16 protein-coding genes, 1 tRNA gene and 1 riboswitch are annotated in these 17,340 nt (G+C 53.5%); of the genes, 7 read left to right on the top strand and 10 right to left on the bottom strand.

Annotated elements, in window-relative coordinates; genetic code table 11:
* Nucleotides 1-99: 99 nt before the first annotated feature.
* On the top strand, nt 100-1,110 hold the full coding sequence (gene alc / locus PHA01_RS00625; RefSeq protein ID WP_271892617.1) for an allantoicase: 1,011 nt from the start codon (nt 100-102) through the stop codon (nt 1,108-1,110).
* Between the two features lie 126 nt (nt 1,111-1,236).
* Complete coding sequence (hemA, locus tag PHA01_RS00620; RefSeq protein WP_271892615.1) at nt 1,237-2,514, top strand: 5-aminolevulinate synthase; 1,278 nt, start codon at nt 1,237-1,239, stop codon at nt 2,512-2,514.
* An 8-nt stretch (nt 2,515-2,522) separates the two neighbouring features.
* Here the strand turns inward: hemA and PHA01_RS00615 are convergent, their stop codons facing one another.
* Nucleotides 2,523-3,689, bottom strand: coding sequence for a pyridoxal phosphate-dependent aminotransferase (locus tag PHA01_RS00615; protein ID WP_271892612.1), 1,167 nt, complete (start codon nt 3,687-3,689; stop codon nt 2,523-2,525).
* A 116-nt stretch (nt 3,690-3,805) separates the two neighbouring features.
* Nucleotides 3,806-4,219, bottom strand: coding sequence for a large conductance mechanosensitive channel protein MscL (gene mscL / locus PHA01_RS00610; protein WP_271892610.1), 414 nt, complete (start codon nt 4,217-4,219; stop codon nt 3,806-3,808).
* A 223-nt stretch (nt 4,220-4,442) separates the two neighbouring features.
* On the opposite strand from mscL, the gene PHA01_RS00605 reads away from it, so the two are divergent.
* The gene (locus PHA01_RS00605; RefSeq protein ID WP_271892609.1) at nt 4,443-7,934 is read left to right on the top strand and encodes a hybrid sensor histidine kinase/response regulator; all 3,492 of its coding nucleotides are present in this window, start codon (nt 4,443-4,445) and stop codon (nt 7,932-7,934) included.
* A 12-nt stretch (nt 7,935-7,946) separates the two neighbouring features.
* Here the strand turns inward: PHA01_RS00605 and PHA01_RS00600 are convergent, their stop codons facing one another.
* The gene (locus PHA01_RS00600) at nt 7,947-8,618 is read right to left on the bottom strand and encodes a response regulator transcription factor (RefSeq protein WP_271892607.1); all 672 of its coding nucleotides are present in this window, start codon (nt 8,616-8,618) and stop codon (nt 7,947-7,949) included.
* 226 nt (nt 8,619-8,844) lie between these two features.
* Here PHA01_RS00600 and pip point away from each other — a divergent pair, with 226 nt between their 5' ends.
* A complete protein-coding gene (gene pip / locus PHA01_RS00595; RefSeq protein WP_271892604.1) occupies nt 8,845-9,795 on the top strand; it encodes a prolyl aminopeptidase in 951 nt (316 codons plus the stop codon).
* Nucleotides 9,796-9,836: 41 nt separating this feature from the next.
* Here the strand turns inward: pip and PHA01_RS00590 are convergent, their stop codons facing one another.
* Together PHA01_RS00590 and PHA01_RS00585 are read right to left on the bottom strand one after the other, a co-directional pair.
* Nucleotides 9,837-10,280 (bottom strand): VOC family protein, encoded by a 444-nt coding sequence (locus PHA01_RS00590; protein WP_112526297.1) that lies wholly within the window; start codon nt 10,278-10,280, stop codon nt 9,837-9,839.
* A 116-nt stretch (nt 10,281-10,396) separates the two neighbouring features.
* The gene (locus PHA01_RS00585) at nt 10,397-10,828 is read right to left on the bottom strand and encodes a hypothetical protein (RefSeq protein WP_271892601.1); all 432 of its coding nucleotides are present in this window, start codon (nt 10,826-10,828) and stop codon (nt 10,397-10,399) included.
* Between the two features lie 135 nt (nt 10,829-10,963).
* Here PHA01_RS00585 and PHA01_RS00580 point away from each other — a divergent pair, with 135 nt between their 5' ends.
* The gene (locus PHA01_RS00580; protein WP_271892599.1) at nt 10,964-11,311 is read left to right on the top strand and encodes a DUF952 domain-containing protein; all 348 of its coding nucleotides are present in this window, start codon (nt 10,964-10,966) and stop codon (nt 11,309-11,311) included.
* On the top strand, nt 11,308-12,396 hold the full coding sequence (locus tag PHA01_RS00575; protein ID WP_271892597.1) for a quinone-dependent dihydroorotate dehydrogenase: 1,089 nt from the start codon (nt 11,308-11,310) through the stop codon (nt 12,394-12,396). The genes PHA01_RS00580 and PHA01_RS00575 overlap by 4 nt, the downstream gene beginning before the upstream one ends.
* On the opposite strand, the gene PHA01_RS00570 is transcribed toward PHA01_RS00575, so the two are convergent.
* The 5 genes from PHA01_RS00570 to PHA01_RS00550 form a co-directional block, all read right to left on the bottom strand.
* The gene (locus PHA01_RS00570; protein ID WP_271892594.1) at nt 12,393-13,748 is read right to left on the bottom strand and encodes an MATE family efflux transporter; all 1,356 of its coding nucleotides are present in this window, start codon (nt 13,746-13,748) and stop codon (nt 12,393-12,395) included. The genes PHA01_RS00575 and PHA01_RS00570 overlap by 4 nt on opposite strands.
* Nucleotides 13,749-13,835: 87 nt before the next feature.
* Nucleotides 13,836-14,330 (bottom strand): CAP domain-containing protein, encoded by a 495-nt coding sequence (locus tag PHA01_RS00565; protein WP_271892592.1) that lies wholly within the window; start codon nt 14,328-14,330, stop codon nt 13,836-13,838.
* A 78-nt stretch (nt 14,331-14,408) separates the two neighbouring features.
* Nucleotides 14,409-14,675 carry a DUF6460 domain-containing protein gene (locus tag PHA01_RS00560; RefSeq protein WP_209998037.1) on the bottom strand — a complete coding sequence of 89 codons (267 nt, stop codon included), beginning with the start codon at nt 14,673-14,675 and terminating at the stop codon, nt 14,409-14,411.
* Nucleotides 14,676-14,698: 23 nt separating this feature from the next.
* A tRNA-Gly gene (locus PHA01_RS00555) sits at nt 14,699-14,772 on the bottom strand.
* A gap of 53 nt (nt 14,773-14,825) precedes the next feature.
* Nucleotides 14,826-15,917 carry a 2'-deoxycytidine 5'-triphosphate deaminase gene (locus tag PHA01_RS00550; RefSeq protein ID WP_271892589.1) on the bottom strand — a complete coding sequence of 364 codons (1,092 nt, stop codon included), beginning with the start codon at nt 15,915-15,917 and terminating at the stop codon, nt 14,826-14,828.
* An 83-nt stretch (nt 15,918-16,000) separates the two neighbouring features.
* Nucleotides 16,001-16,080, top strand: a riboswitch (SAM riboswitch).
* Between the two features lie 62 nt (nt 16,081-16,142).
* On the opposite strand from PHA01_RS00550, the gene PHA01_RS00545 reads away from it, so the two are divergent.
* Nucleotides 16,143-17,336: an O-succinylhomoserine sulfhydrylase gene (locus PHA01_RS00545; protein ID WP_271892587.1), complete on the top strand. Its 1,194-nt coding sequence runs from the start codon at nt 16,143-16,145 to the stop codon at nt 17,334-17,336.
* Nucleotides 17,337-17,340 lie beyond the last annotated feature (4 nt).

The raw sequence follows: 17,340 nt of genomic DNA, 5'->3' as shown, positions 1-17,340 counted from the left end.
ATGCCGTCTTGCAGTCATCTTGCCGCATTTAAACAGGTGTGCAAAGCTCGTTACCAACGTAAATCGAGATACAGTAGCTTTTTAGGACGAATTGCAACAATGGTGTCTTCCCACGAAATACTGCCCGAGTTTGCAACGAACCGTATAAATCTTGCCTCTGCCGGGCTAGGTGCCCAAGCCATTTTTGCCACTGACGATTTTTTCGCTCCAGTAGAGCGGATGCTTTTCGATGCACCGGCTGTGTTCATTCCGGACAAATACGATGATCACGGCAAATGGATGGATGGTTGGGAGTCCCGCCGCAAGCGTGGCCCCGGCCATGATTTTGCTGTCATCAAGCTGGCTGCCCCCGGAATCATCCATGGTTTCGACATCGATACCAGCCATTTTACCGGAAATTATCCACCCGCTTGTTCAATCGAAGCCTGCATATCCGAGACTGAGCCGACTGACGCTACCGTTTGGTCCGAACTCTTGCCGCAAAGCCCACTCGGACCGTCGAGCAACCATTTTTTTGTGTGCGCTGACAAGGGCGTCTGGACACATCTTCGTCTGCTTATCTACCCAGATGGCGGCATTGCGCGCCTACGGGTGTATGGCGAGCCATGGCGTGACTGGTTGCAAATTCCCGTCAATGAGGAAATAGACCTTGCCTCCGCTTTAAACGGCGGACGTGTCGTTGCATATTCCGATGCCCATTACGGCGCATTACATCGGCTTTTGTCTCCGGGCCGAGGCATCAACATGGGAGATGGATGGGAAACTCGCCGACGCCGCGAGCCTGGCAATGATTGGATCATCGTCCAACTCGGCCATCCCGGTCAGATAAGCCGCGTTGTTGTCGACACAGCGCATTATAAGGGGAATTATCCAGATCGCTGCTCTATCCATGGAGCCGATCTCGGACCGGTATCCGGCGGGCTTTCCCAGTCGATCGTCACGTCCTCCATGTTCTGGCAGGAAATCTTGCCTGAGAAGAAACTTTCCATGGATGCCGTTCATGACTTCAGCTCAAACGATCTTGTGTCAGCAAACCGAGTAAGTCACGTACGTCTCAATATATTCCCTGATGGCGGCGTCAGCCGTTTACGCATTTTCGGCACTATTTGACCGTTCGCCTGCGCTTTATACAATTAGTGAAGAGAGTTTCGCTGTAACCGTGGCAAATTGCCCATAATCTCGTCATGGATTTTGGCTGGCAAAAACGCTAGTAAGTTCATGATACAGGAGCAATTCATGGACTATCGTCGGTTTTTCGAAGACGCGATTGACCAGTTGCACGCTGAAAAGCGCTACCGGGTCTTTGCTAATCTGGAACGGATCGTTGGGAAATTTCCGCGTGCGCTTTGGCGTGACGCCGGCAATATCCGGGAAATTACTGTCTGGTGCTCCAACGATTATCTCGGCATGGGGCAGCATCCCGACGTCATCAAGGCAATGCATGACGCATCGAGCCGCATGGGCTCCGGTGCAGGCGGCACGCGCAATATCTCCGGCAATAACCACCCGCTGGTGGAACTCGAAATAGAGCTGGCTGATCTACACCAGAAGGAAGCGGGTCTGGTTTTCACCTCCGGTTTCGTCTCCAATGAAGCCTCGATTTCGACCATTGCGCGGCTTTTGCCAAATTGCCTCATTTTCTCCGACGAGCTGAACCACGCCTCGATGATCGAGGGTGTGCGCCGTTCCGGTGCGGAAAAGAAGATTTTTCGCCACAATGATCTCGCCCACCTCGAAGAGCTCTTGAAGGCCGCTGGCAAGGAACGCGCGAAGCTGATTGTGTTCGAATCGGTCTATTCGATGGATGGGGATATTGCTGCTATCGCTGCCATTGCCGACCTGGCAGAAGAATATAACGCAATGACCTACATCGACGAGGTTCACGCGGTCGGCATGTATGGCAATCGGGGCGGAGGCATCACCGATCGCGAAGGTTTGTCACATCGTATTGATATTATCGAAGGTACGCTGGCCAAGGCTTTCGGCACACTAGGCGGTTATATCGCCGGTCCCAGAAGCGTGATCGACGCTGTACGCTCCTACGCGCCTGGGTTCATCTTCACGACAGCACTCCCCCCGGTTATCGCAGCCGCAGCGACGCAATCTATCCGGCACCTCAAAGTATCTCAGGAAGAGCGGCGCAGGCATCAATGTCAGGCACAACTTACCAAAGATGTGCTGGCGCAGGCCAATCTTCCGGTTATGAAATCTGAGACACACATCATCCCAATCCATGTCGGCGATCCTGAATTGTGCAAAAAGGCCAGCGACCGTCTACTGGACCTGCATGGCATTTACATTCAGCCGATCAACTATCCTACTGTACCGCGCGGTACCGAGCGCTTGCGTATCACGCCGACGCCGTTCCACTCGAACGAACTCGTCGTTGAGTTGAAGGATGCACTGGTCGAGGTCTGGACGGCGCTGGGCATTCCTTTCTCAAAGGAGAGCGCACCATCTATTGAGAACAGTGACCGCGTGGTCACGCTCGCTATCTCCAAAGCCGGCGGTTAACGCCAGCTTCAGCGTTTAGATATCCATTCCGCAAGACGGGCGGCAGCCTCTTCGACCTGATCGATCCGTCTGGCAAAGCAAAGACGAAGATAGGCTGCTCCTCCGTTGCCAAAAGCCGTTCCCGGCGCAAGCCCAACTTTTGCCTGGTCGACGATATCGAAGGCCGCGCGGTAAGAATCGGTAATTCCGTCAATGCCGAACAGCAGATAGAATGCCCCAGCCGGCGGCGCCAAGCGCACTCTGCCCGTTGCCGCAAGCTTCGCACAAAGAATGTCCCGCGCCTGATGCGCCCGCTCCACCTGCATGCGGATAAAATCATCGCCCTGTTCGAGCGCCACAACACCGCCACGCTGCATGAATTGGGCAACGCCGGAGGTCGAATATTGAATGAGGTTTTCCAACGTTTTGCCAAGCGAGGGATGTATCGTTAGCCAACCTATGCGCCAGCCGGTCATCGCCCAGTTTTTCGAAAAACTATTGACGAAAATAACGCGTTCATCTGGGTCCATCACATCAAGGAACGATGGGGCACGACGGGCGCCATAGTAGAAATGCGCGTAGATTTCGTCTGCGACGATCCACAAGCCATGATGACGCGCAATGTTCAGGATTTCCTTTAGCGTTTCGACGTCCGCCGTCCAGCCCGTTGGATTGGACGGCGTGTTTATGAATAGCGCCTTGGTCCGTGAAGTGATCGCATCGCGGATCTTCTGGGTATCGAGCGTCCAGCCATTGCTCGTGAAATCCTGTGTAACGGGGACCGGCGTAGCACCGGCAACACCTGCAGCCGCGGCAAAATTCGGCCACGCCGGCGAAAGATAGACAACTTCGTCTCCCGCACCTGCCGTCGCCTGAATGGCAAGCTGAATCGCATGCATGCCGGAGCCGGTAACATAAAAATGCTCAGCGGGAAGGTTTGCGCCAAAATGCCGTTTGTAATAGTCGGAAAGGGCCAGGCGCAGTTCGGGAATACCAGCCTGCCACGTATAGAATGTCTCGCCATTGGCGAGACTATTACTGGCAGCGTTCCGGATAAAGTCGGGCGTTGGTAGGTCGCCCTCCCCGGCCCACAGCGGAATGACACCTTCTTGACGCCGGCCGTGATTCATCACCGCAACGATGCCGCTCTCAGGCGCAACCGCTGCCTCATGTCGCAAATGCTCGAAAAGACCCATTCCGCTACTCCGCTAATATCGTGAAAGGCGTAGCGCAATGGGGTGCTGTTGGCACGCGTATATTTGTGATGTTTCCATCAGTTCGAATGATGGGCCGGCTAGGTGTTCTGGCGTTACTACTTCGATCTGTCTTTGGCGAGGAGATCACGGATTTCGGTAAGAATGAGGATTTCCTTCGCAGGCGCAGGATCGGCCGCCGCTTCCTTCTTTTTGAAGCGGTTCATGGCCTTGACTACCATGAACAAAACCCAGGCTATGATCAGGAAGTTGATAAGAAGCGTAATGAAATTGCCATAAGCGATCGTGGCACCGGCTTCTCGGGCGGCCGCCAATGTTGGAGCGGGTGCGCCTGAAAGCTGGAGGTAGAGGTTGGAAAAATCAATACCACCCGTCAACAGGCCAATGATTGGCATCATTAGATCAGCGACTATCGACTCGACCAGCCTGCCGAAAGCGCCACCGATGATCACGCCGATGGCGAGATCAACCATGTTTCCCTTCAAGGCAAATTCTTTGAATTCCTTCAGCATGATATGCCACTCTCCAGTATTGTGTGTTATTGCAGGCGAAACTGTCCCTAGCGATGCTGTGATGCACGAAGAGACAGTAACAGAAGTTTTTAGAATATTAAGAGAGTGTTTGCTCTTTCTAACAGTATTAGGGGTCGCCTCAGCACATTATGCTAGTTCCGGCTGACCTAAAGTTCATTTGGATGGGAAGCGGCTAACGGAAGATGACGGAAGGTTTTGGCCCATGATGGCCTTGGCTGCATCACTGGTCGTAATAGTTTACTTTTCAATACAGTATTGGGTGATCAAGTCGGCTGATCAACAGACTGAAGCGAAGAGCAACACGTCGCGCCCACTCCTTTATTCCTTGAGTCTGGCTGCGAGCGGCAGCTCCTGGATGTACTACGGATCCACCAGTTATGCCGCGAAGCACGGCATCGAGTTTGCCGGTCTTTATGTTGGCATCGTTCTTGTTTTCACCCTGGGCTTTCCGCTCCTGCGCAAGATCGTCCAGTTAGCAAAATCAGAAGGTATCAAATCGATATCGGACTTCATCGGCGCGCGATACGGCAAAAGTTTTACCGTCGCTGCACTGGTGACTGTCATTACCACCATCGGCCTCATCCCTTATATTTCGCTGCAAATGACAGCGATCCATTACTTGATTGACGTTTTGAGCGGCGTTTTTGATCCCAATGACGTTCTCGATGAGCATAAGCTGCATCTGTTTATTGTCGCAGTAGAGATCGGTGTCGGTCTATTCACAGTCTTTTACTGCGCGCGCTCGCCGCATTTCAAAGAAAGATATGAGGGGCTCATCCACGCCTTAGCTGTTGATACCGTCATCAAATCCGCCAGCTTCGTGCTGGTCGGAATCGCCGTAGTTACATTTCTATTTGGTTCACCGACTGAAATTTTTACCCAACTTATAGCGAATCAACCCGCTATACCTGCGCTCCAGCAACATATGTCAGCCGGCAATTTCATCGGCCTGATATTGATCGGCGCGTCATCCGTCTTGTTGCTGCCCAACCAATTCTACTTGACGATCGTCCAGAACCGAGGCGCTTCCGAACTCACCATGGCTCGGTGGTTTGTTCCACTACTCCTGTTGGTTATCGGCATATTCGTATTACCTATTTCCGCAATCGGATCGATGGTCCTTCCAGCACAAGTATCCGCAGATTTTTACTTTCTTTCGCTGCCTCTGGCCGCAGGACAGTATTGGCTAGCCATTATAGCTTTTGTTGGGGGCATACCCGCCGCAACCACTATGATAGTCGCCCCTTCGATTTTACTCTCGGTCATGATTTCAAATGATCTTATCCTGCCGGTACTACTTAGGCGGGCAAATATCAACTCGCCTGAGATTGCAAAGGATTTCACCAAGATTATCCCCAATTTGAGACGAGCAGCTCTCATAGGAATTCTTGTGGCAGCATTTGCCTATCAGTTCGTTGTCTCTGTTCGTGTCGATTTCGCTGTTATGGCACTGATCTCGGCCATAGCCATGATGCAGCTTCTACCACCGCTACTTGGCGGGCTATTCTGGCGTCGAGGCACTGCAAGGGGCGCGATTTGGGGGATGGTCGCTGGCTTCAGCGTCTGGGCCTACACAATGGTGCTGCCAACCATGCTCGACACCGGATCATCAATTGTCGTAGACGGTCCGTTCGGCCTAGCCGCCCTCCGACCCCACGCCCTGTTCGGCTTAGAGGCCAGCAACTACATAAACTCCCTGTTCTGGAGCTTATCGGTCAACATCACGCTCTTTATCGCCGGCTCGCTTTCCAGAAGCGCCACTCCACTTGAACGCATCCAGGCATCGATATTTATTGCGGACGCCGCTTTGTCGATGAATGCTGTCGGAAGTCTCCAGCCGAGTGTGACCGTTGATCAGCTAAAAATGACAATATCGAAATATAGTGGCAACGAACAAACCGACCTCGCTTTCAAATCCTTTCATAAGCAGGAAAATATCGCACTCGAGGGTGGTGATGCAGCAGATTTCAAGACTGTACACTTCGCTGAGCAGTTGCTATCGGGCATTGTTGGCTCACCTTCGGCGCGTATGATCCTCTCCTTGGCTATGGGCCCCACCGGCCCAGCCCAGCGTCGTGCTCAGATCTTGCTTGATCACGCGACTGACGCGCTAGCGCAGAACCGCCACCTTTTACAAACTGCGCTAGACCAGATGGATCAGGGCATCAGTGTCTTCGATCGACTGTATCGGCTCAGTTGCTGGAATACGCAGTTCCGCCTCATCCTCGACCTTCCAAAAGAGCTGCAACGGATGGGCACTCCCCTTAACCGCATACTCTCGTATCTATATGAGCGTGACGATCTCGCGGACTTTACGAATAAGACCTTCACTGAACAGTTTACCGACATTTCAGCTCCGTGGCGCATCAAGCTTAAAGGAACCGGCCAGACGATCGAAATCCGCTCCAACTCGATACCAGATGGCGGCTTGGTGACAACGTTCACCGATGTGACAAATGCAGTTAACGCCGACAATCTGTTGCGCCAGACCAATGAGTCACTGGAGTTGCGTGTACGCGATCGTACGGCAGAGCTTACGCTGGCAAATCAACAATTAGGAAAGGCTCAACGACGAGCCGAAGAAGCCAATCTCGGTAAAACGCGGTTCCTTGCCGATGCTGGACATGACATTCTCCAACCATTGAATGCTGCCCGCCTCTACTCCTCTTCCTTGATGGAGCAGCTTGGAAATTCGCGCGAAAAGGAGCTCGCCAGCAACGTTGATTCGTCGCTTGAAGCGGTCGAGTCCATCATCAGCGCACTCCTCGACATTTCAAGATTGGATACGGGTGCGCTAAAGCCCGTCATTTCTGTTTTTCGTCTCGATGCGTTATTGCAACAAATTGCGCGGGATTTTGCAGCCACAGCGCGAGAAAAAGGCCTGGATCTGCGGATAGTTGCCAGTTCGGTAGTCATTGCGACGGACCGCAACCTTTTGAGGAGGCTCATTCAGAACCTGGTGTCGAACGCCATCAAATATTGCCGGTCAGGAAAGATTTTGGTTGGAGTGCGACGGCGTGGCAAATCCATTGAGTTGCAAATTCTCGACACTGGTATTGGTATTCCCCCCGGCAAGCTTGATCATATATTCCGCGAGTTTTCGAGGTTGCCGGAAGGGATGAAAGAATCCGATGGCCTCGGTCTTGGGCTTTCCATTGTCGAGCGCATCGCAAAGATCCTTGACCTGTCGATCATTGTCACATCGAGAGTCGGCAAAGGATCGGTTTTTTCAGTTACTATGGTAGCCTCAAACGTGCCGGTTCTACCCACGATCGAAGCAACACAGACGGTAAAACCTTTTAGCGTCCTGACCGGGCTTACAGTCCTGTGCATCGACGACAATGAGCGATCGCTTGCCGGCATGCAGGAACTCCTGACGACTTGGGGCTGCCAGGTCTTGCCCTTCAAAAGCGGAAAGACTTTGCTAACCTATTGCGTCGAAAACCCTGTAGCAATCCCAGCCGTTATTTTGGCGGATTATAATCTGGACGAAGAAAACGGACTCGACGTCATTCAAAGTACCCGCAAGCACTTGCAGCGGCATTTCAAGGCAGCATTGATCACTGCTGATCGCTCGAATCACGTGCGGGAACGCGCGTTGCTAGAGGATATTTCGATTATCAATAAACCCGTGCGCCCTGCTATCCTGCGCGCACTGCTCTCGCATTTCAGTCAGGCAATTGCAGCGGAATAATCCACGGCAAATTTAGTGAAGTCCGGTCGTCGGCGCTTCAACTGGAAGCACCTCTTCTTTGAAGCGCGCCAACCGGATAACGGCCTGAGTCCGACTTTCGACGCCGAGTTTATAAAGCACGGCGGACACATGCGCCTTGATAGTCGCCTCCGAGACGTTAAGTTCATGCGCAATCTGCTTGTTCAACATACCATCGGCCATCATCGCGAGCACCCGACCTTGCTGCGGCGTCAGCTTTCGCATGCACAATATAAGTTCAACGATTTCTGGGTCCAGTTCCCCAACTTCGTCGCCCACCAACGGCGACCAGATTTGTCCCTCAAGTATAGTTTTTACAGCTTCGTTGATGGTTTCGGGGCTGGACGATTTGGAAATGAAGCCTGCAGCGCCGAGTGCCAGAGCAGCACGAATTGTGACCGCGTCGTCGGTAGCAGAAACAATTGCCACCGGAACCATTGGTTGCAGCACGCGCAAGCTGATAAGGCCAGTTAGTCCACCAATGCCGTTCAACGATAGATCTAGAAGCACGAGATCGATGTCTGAAGATCTTTGGATGTATGCTTTCGCGCTTTCCAAATCGCCTATTTCAACGATCTCGACATCATTAGTTTTTGACGTTAACGCGAGCTTTAGGGCGCCACGGAATAGAGGATGATCGTCGACGATGACAAATGTATATTTCATTATTCAAAAGTCCTTAACGTTAAAAAAATCAAAGTTCTAATCCAAAAGCCGTAATGCTAATGACTAAAGCCAAATCGACTGATATATCAAGAGCATTTTAGCGCGCGTCAAAGTTTTGAATGGAGAAAGCTTGCATGGCGATTAAGCTAGTCTATTCAAATGCCTTGGCAAAACCTCATTCCCGAGCGATTATTCGTTGTGGGGATTATTCTTGAAGGCGGGATGAATGATTACAAATACTCTTTACCCTGAGAACCAACCATATCTGGAACAGATGCTTCAAGTATCGGAATTGCATACCATTCACATTGAAGAATGCGGCAATCCTGATGGAAAACCGGTGATTATGGTTCACGGTGGCCCCGGGGGTGGGATCAATCCGACGATGCGACGCCTGCATGATCCTGAACGTTATCGGATCATACTTTTCGATCAACGCGGTTGCGGGAAATCGACGCCGCATGCAGAACTGGATGAGAATACGACTTGGGATCTGGTCTCCGATATGGAGCGCATTCGCGAACATCTCGGTGTCGACAAGTGGCAGGTTTTTGGCGGATCTTGGGGTTCCACTCTTGGACTCGCTTATGCGCAAACTTATCCCGATCGCGTGCGCGCACTGATTCTGCGTGGTATTTTCATGATCCGGCGTTTCGAGATTGAGTGGTTCTATTCGAACGGTGCAAGCATCATTTATCCAGATCGTTTTGAGGCATATCAAGAGCATATCCCTGAAGAAGAACGCGGCGATATGATTGCGGCCTACTACAAGCGTTTGACCGACCCGGACCCTGCAATCCAGCTGGCTGCTGCAAAATTGTGGGCACGCTGGGAAGGTTCGGCCTTGTCATTGTTGCCAGATCCCGCCCGCGAAGAAGCGTTTGGAAACGACCATTTCGCCATCGCCTTCGCCCGCATTGAGTGCCATTACTTCCAAAACAAGGGCTTCTTCGACACGGATGACCATATCCTACGCAATGCCCATTTGATCCGCGAAATCCCCGGTGTGATAGTGCACGGCCGCTACGATATGTGCACGCCGTTACTCAATGCCTGGCATTTGAAGAAGGTCTGGCCGGAAGCTGATCTGCGCATTGTCGAAGATGCCGGCCACGCGGTGAGCGAGCCCGGCATCGTGCATGAATTAATCGCCGCGACCAAACGTTTTGCTGTTTGAGCTTCCTATCTGCAATCGGCTCGTGTGGCGGCCGGTTGCATTCACGCAGCGATGTGCTTACGCCGTGATTTGACAACCCAGAGATGCCCGAACGGATCGGTAAGCACTCCGGCGCGATCGCCGCTATCCAGCGTCTCGATTTCGTTGCGTAAATTGCCGCCCTCTTCGATCGCGTGGTGCATCACGCGATCGACATCATCCACATGAATATCTAGCATGACCGGCGTTGCTCCGATGGCGTGAACAGATCTTGGACCGCCAAGCGAAGCATCCGCATCGCGTTTGGGATTGGCTCCAACAATCATTACCACCGATGCACCCATGCGCAATTCAGCAGCGATCAGTTCGCCATTGTGCAGATAGGGTCGTCCGACTACTTGGGCTCCGAAAACACTTTCGTAGAAATCCAGAGCCTTTTGCTGATCGCCATGGCGCACAAAAAGCCGTATCGATACCTCTCCAATCAGTCTTGGCACTGCAATCATCTCACCGCTCCCAGAGAAGAATTTCAAGCGGTTAAAGTCTATTAAATTATCGAACAAATCAAGAACAAACAACTCTGTGAAGCCTTGCCTCCTGCCAGTCTCCTGTCACTCCGAGATCAGGTTTTTTGCGGTGACTCCGGATTTGCAGGCTTGCTCTTGTCCTCGAATTCCTTGGCAATCCCCATGAAGCGACGCATGAACCTCTCCATGTAGCTCAGTCCTTTTTCAAAATCTTCATCGGATGGAAGAGCATCTCGAACAACTGGCGGCAGCTTGCCCATGCCTGCAACCGTGTCCTCAAGTTTTGCGACTCTCGTCTTGAGGTCGGCAATATCATCTTCATACGCCGCCCGCTCTTCAGCCGCCAACTTGCAGATAAGCTGATCCGACTTCTCCTGACAGATCGACATTTCGCCAGTCTTGTTGTTCATGCGGACATAGCCGTCATCGGTTCTCTGAAGCGTATAAGTCGTCGCTTCTTGTGCCGTGGCGGCGAACGACCATAGGAAACCAGCTAGCGCGATGAGTAAAGTTCGTGTTCCTAACATGGATGAACCTCCAACATTTACGTCTCAGAACCTGACGAAATAATACGCCGAAAATCTGGAGTAAGGCGATATTTCTGTTACGGGCGTTCAGTCTGCCCTTTGCGCATCGGCGTTTTGTGTCTAGTAAAGACGCTTATGACTCAACTGATTTACAAGATTGCTCCGGGTGCTCTTTGGAAAGCCGCAGAAGCGAGGGGCGTATTCGATGGCGCGCCGATCGACCACGCGGATGGCTATATCCATTTTTCCACGGCGGCCCAGGCAATCGAGACGGCCGCCAAGCATTTCGCTGGTCAGGATGACCTTGTGCTGATCGCAGTCGAGGCGGAGAGACTGGGCACCGCGCTTAGATATGAGGTTTCGCGCGGAGGCGATCTCTTCCCGCACCTCTATGCCACACTGCCTCTCGACTCTGTTTCATGGATCAAGCCATTGCCGTTGGGCAGCGACGGCAAGCACAGGTTTCCGGAGTTGAGTGCATGAGTAGGTTGTTCGGATCGATTAGCCGCAAAATGCTGTTTAGGCTCGACCCGGAAGATGCGCACGGTCTCTCGATCAAAGCATTGAAGACGGGTCTTGTGCCAGCATGTTTACCCAACAACGATCCGGCTATGCGGGTCGCTATTGCTGGCCTCAGTTTTCCTAATCCACTCGGCATGGCGGCTGGCTATGACAAAAATGCCGAAGTACCCGATGCATTGCTGCGGCTCGGCTTCGGCTTTGCCGAAGTCGGAACGCTCACACCGCGGGCGCAATCTGGCAATCCGAAGCCGCGCATCTTTCGCCTTGTGGAAGACAATGCGGTAATCAACCGGCTTGGCTTCAACAATGAAGGTCACGACCCAGCATTTCGACGCCTGACCGAGCGGCGTTCGCATGCAGGCATCGTCGGGATAAACATCGGCTCAAACAAGGACTCAACTGACCGCGTCGCGGACTATGTGGCAGGTATAAGGAAATTCCATTCTCTCGCGAGTTATTTTACGGTCAATATTTCCTCTCCAAACACGCCAGGTTTGCGCGATTTGCAGGCGCGAGAAAGCCTCAGAGAATTACTCGAAAAGGTACTCGACACACGGGACGCACAACCGGGCGTCAGGCGCCCTGTTTTTCTCAAGGTCGCACCCGATCTGACCGAAGCCAGCCTCGACGATATTGCTGCCGAGATCGGTTCGCATTCGCTGGACGGGCTCATAATTTCCAACACCACGCTGTCTCGCGCGGGTCTGAAAAGCGGCAAGAGCACGGGTGAGGCAGGCGGCCTCTCCGGAGCGCCACTGTTCGAACGATCGACGATTGTACTCGCCAAGATGCGCCAGCGCGTGGGTACCGATCTGGCGATAATCGGTGTTGGTGGCATTGACAGCGCGGCGACAGCCATTGCTAAAATTCGGGCCGGAGCTGATCTCGTCCAGCTTTACACTAGCATGATCTTTAGTGGTCCCGGCCTCGCAAGCGAGATCGTCAAGGGCATGTCAGCAACCCTGAAGCGCGAGGGCATCAGTACTGTAGCCGCGCTACGGGATTGCGACGTTGACGATTGGGCCACGAAAGCTATCCCCGCCTAGTTGGAAAACTGCATTCGTGCCCGGCTCGGCAAAATCGACAACAAGGAAATGCCGCGCAAACCAAGAAAAAGGTGCAGCGCTAGCCATAGGCCATGATTACCGAAGAATTTCGGCAGGATGAAGTAGGCAGCGAAATAGCCGATCAGCGACAGGATCATCATGTTACGCATGTCGCGCGACCATGTCGCGCCAATAAAGACCCCGTCCATATGGAAAGCCAGCAGACCGACAACCGGCGCCAAGGCGGCCCACGGCAAATAAAGCGACGCCATTTCCTGCACCTCGTCCGATTTGATCAGGAACGCAACAATCGCATCACCAAAGATCAGAAAAAATACAGCCATCGCTGTCGCCAACAACAAGCCCCACAGAAACGACAACTTTATGCCGCGGTCGAATGCCGGGCGGTAATGTGCGCCGACTGCGCGGCCGGAAATCTGTTCTGCGGCAGTGGTTACTCCATCAATCAAATAGCCGGAAATCAGCAGGAAGTTCATCAAAACCGCATTCGTTGCCAACATCACCGCACCTGCTTCCGTTCCAGCGCGGGTGAAATAGGCATAGGCGATCAACAGGAAGAACGACCTCAGCATGATATCGCGGTTGACAGTAAACATGCGGCGAATCTCGTGCGGATCCAACACCCGCGCTCGCGACGGATTCGGTATCGCGCGGAATTGTCGGTAGATTATGAGTAGGCCAACCACGAGCGCAACAGTTTCACCGAGCAAGGTCCCCCAAGCAATACCGGCAACGCCCCAACCCATGACGAGACCGAACCAGATTGTCATCAGAACGTTGACACCATTGAGCAGGAACTGAAGATACAGCCCTTGCATTGCCTTCCCTTGGCCGAGCAACAGACCCAGAACCACGAAATTGCCCAGTGCCATGGGCGATGACAGCAGGCGGATCGAGACATAGGTCGACATGGCGTCCGAGACTGCCTTATCCGGATTCATGAAACTGATCGTCGCTTGCAGGATTAGTGGCGTCGCCGCAATGAAGAGTACACCAGCTACGGCGGCGATACCTATGGCGCGCCAAAAGACTGCTTGCTGTTCCACATTGTCGTGTCTTCCCATTGCCTGCGCTACAAGCCCGGTCGTGCCCGCGCGAAGGAAATTCATTGTCGAAAACAGAAAGTCGAAAACCAGTGCGCCAATTGCAAGGCCGCCCAGCAGATGCGGATCACCGAGTTGGCCAATCACCGCAGTATCGACCAGTCCGAGCAATGGCGTCGTCAGCGATGCCAGCATCACCGGAATCGTAATCGCCAGCATCAACTTGTTGGTCACCTCGAACGGGCGAACAATTTTTGATCCTGACAGAAGGGGAGTTTCGATTGTCATGAAGCACCGGAGATTGCAACCACGCGGCTACTATTGCTCTATGCCATCGACTCGCCGCGGTTTCCAGTGCAATCGCCGCAATCAGTGCTAACTTGTCAGAACCAGTGCCCAATAGCGCTCGGCACCGCCATTTGTGGACTCTGCATAGGCCAAACCGAAACGGGTAAATTGCCGATCGAGAATGTTACGCCGATGTGGCGGCGATGCCATCCACCTGGCGAAAAGCTGGTCGATATCCATGTGTCCCATGGCGATATTCTCAGCCGCAAGACCATGGATTTCGTTATCCCTTACACGGGAGGCAAAGCCGCGACCCCAGCCTGTCGTGTGAGCCATGCGGCCAGCACTTGCCATGTAGGCCGCCTGTTGTAAGGCGGCACGTTCCAGCATGGGATCAGCGTTCAACCCGGCGAGGCCATTGGCGGAGCGGATCGCTTGCACGTTTGAATTAGCCACAGCCGAAGCTCCCACAACTTTTCCTGGCGTTTTCACGGCAGTCTGGCAGGCAGATAGCGGCAGAACCGCAGCCGCGGTGAGGCCTAGAAAGTTGCGGCGCGACAGATAAAAATTCTTTTCGGACATGAAAGATTCCTGAAGGAGACCGTCCGCCAATATCCGCCAATTGTGGCTCCTTCGGGCCGAAGTTGGCTGTAGCGGAAATTAGCGCCGATAACTCAGCAAGCGCAAAATGATGAAGCAGGGAATGACAACCACCGCACCGAGCAGGAAATAAGCGGCAAAACGTTCGATAGCGCCAAAACCGAGATTCCAAATGCGGCGAATGAAGTTCTCGAAACCATAAAGAATGTCGATAGGAGACCAGTCGAAGGCATTCATGACGACGCCCACCACCAACGAGACCACGATCAGTTTCACAAGGACCCGACCGGGCGAGTCTCCCAGGAAGCGGTTCATTCTTTCCGACATTTGTTCTCCGGTATTGGAAAAGATGGAGCGGGTGAAGGGAATCGAACCCTCGTATGCAGCTTGGGAAGCTGCCGTTCTACCATTGAACTACACCCGCATCTGCTTATCAATGTTCGTTGAAGCCCATTCTTGTCAAGCGTTCCTCGCGTATCATTTAAAGTGCTTTGACAATTTCAGGCCCTGTGCCTGGTAGTTGGAACCGAGGTCGGTTCCGTAGAGTGCACGCGGGCGCTCCAGCATATGCTCATAGATCAGGCGTCCGACGATCTGACCATGTTCGAGAATGAATGGTACTTCATGGCTACGCACCTCGAGTACCGCGCGGCTGCCGGTTCCACCCGCAGCAGTATGGCCGAAACCCGGGTCGAAGAAACCGGCATAGTGGACACGGAACTCTCCAACTAGCGGATCGAAGGGCGTCATTTCTGCGGCATAGAGCGGTGGCACATGCACAGCCTCGCGCGAAACCAGAATATAGAACTCATCAGGATCGAGCACCAGTTCGCGTGCACCACGGTCATGGATAGGTTCCCAGAAATCAAAAAGGTCATGCACACCGCGTTTATCCACATCAACGACACCGGTATGATGTTTGCCGCGATAGCCGACGAGACCGTTCGCATCGCCAGTCAAATCAATTGACAGCGCGATGCCGCCCCCGGAAATGTTGGGCGTTTCGGACGCGACCAAGGTTTCCGCCGCATGCAAAGCCGTGAGTTCTACCTCTTCCAATTGCGCGCGCCCGGTACGGAAGCGGATTTGCGACAGACGCGAACCGGTACGTGCCACGATGGGAAAGGTGCGCGGACTGACCTCAAGATAGAGCGGCCCGTGATAGCCTGCTGGCACTTTGTCAAATTCCTGCGCACCGTCGACGATGACGCGCGTGAAAATGTCGAGTCGACCGGTGGAGCTTTTCGGGTTGGCCGAAGCAGAGACCTCAGGCGGCAGGCTCAGGCTTTCCAACAAGGGAACGATATAGACACAGCCGGTTTCAAGCACCGCGCCTTCGGTCAGATCGATTTCATGCAGCTTGAGACGCTCAAGCTTGTCGATAACGGCGGTTCCAGGCCCCGGCATGAAACTGGCACGAACGCGATAAGCTTTCGTACCAAGCCGCAAGTCAAGGCTCGCAGGTTGGATCTGGTCACCATCAAAATCGCGCTCCGTCCTGAGCGCGCCGGCTTGATGCAGAGCCCTGATGCCGCGGTCCGCCAGAATGCCCGCTTGATGTCTACTCATGTCGATCGCCAAAACCTTACAAAAACATACAAAAGCTTTAGCGTCTCGCCCGGTTGACGCAAGCGCTTGAGAGGATTAAAGCAGTTTTATCCCGTGGTGATTTGGCCGGCCGGCTTGCAGCCACGTTAAATAATTTGCTAAAAGAGGCCCGGTTTCGTCCGGCCTTTTTGCGATTCACGCAAGGCCGGTTTTTTATTGGCCAGATTCTGGCAGATTGAGAAGACGATGACCGCGAACATCACCCGCAAGCTACGCCCCGCAACCCAACTCGTCCATGCCGGAACGCTGCGTTCAGGCTTCGGTGAAACATCCGAAGCCTTGTTCCTGACGCAAGGGTTTGTCTACCCCAGCGCCGAAGCCGCTGAAGCCCGTTTCAAGGGTGAGGAGCCGGGCTTCATCTATTCCCGCTATGCTAATCCGACAACGGACATGTTCGAAAAGCGCATGTGCGCATTGGAAGGCGCTGAAGATGCGCGTGCTACGGCGTCAGGCATGGCGGCTGTGGCAGCAGCCATCATCTGCCAGGTCAAGGCCGGCGACCACGTTCTGGCCGCAAGGGCGATGTTCGGCTCATGTCGCTACATTATAGAAACGCTTCTGCCGCGCTACGGTGTTGATTTTACTTTGATAGATGGTTCGAGGATCGAGAACTGGCAAAACGCCATCCGCCCGAACACCAAGGTGCTGTTCCTCGAAAGCCCGACCAACCCGACACTCGAAGTCATCGATATTTCGGCTGTGGCACAGGTGGCCAATTCGGTCGGCGCCAAGCTCATCGTCGATAACGTCTTCGCGACGCCGCTCTTCCAGAAGCCGCTGGAACTCGGTGCACACATCGTTGTCTATTCCACGACCAAACATATCGATGGACAAGGTCGTTGTCTTGGCGGCGTGATCCTTTCCGACAAGCAGTGGGTAGACGAAAATCTGCACGAATATTTCCGCCATACCGGCCCTGGGCTCAGCCCGTTCAACTCATGGGTCATGCTGAAGGGCCTCGAAACTTTGGCCGTACGTGTGCGCCAGCAGACGGAGAGCGCAGCAAAAATCGCCGATTTCCTTGCCGATCATCCGGCGATCTCCAAGGTAATTTATCCGGGCCGTGCCGATCATCCGCAGGCTGATGTCATCGCCAAGCAAATGTCGGGCGGTTCCACACTGATCGCCTTCGAAGTAAAGGGCGCCAAGAAGGCGACGTTCAATGTCGAGAACACCCTGGAAGTCATCCAGATTTCCAACAATCTCGGTGATTCAAAGAGCCTGATCACCCATCCGACCACAACTACCCACAAAAATCTCACGGACGAGGCCCGCGCCGAACTCGGTATTTCCGATGGTTTATTACGGCTGTCGGTCGGGCTTGAAGACGCGGACGATCTGATCGAGGATCTCGATATCGCTCTGAAAGCGGCACTGTAGAAGA

It is taken from the genome of Candidatus Phyllobacterium onerii (assembly GCF_028331445.1).
GTDB classification, from domain to species: domain Bacteria; phylum Pseudomonadota; class Alphaproteobacteria; order Rhizobiales; family Rhizobiaceae; genus Phyllobacterium; species Phyllobacterium onerii.
This window is presented reverse-complemented; position numbering and strand designations above follow the sequence as displayed.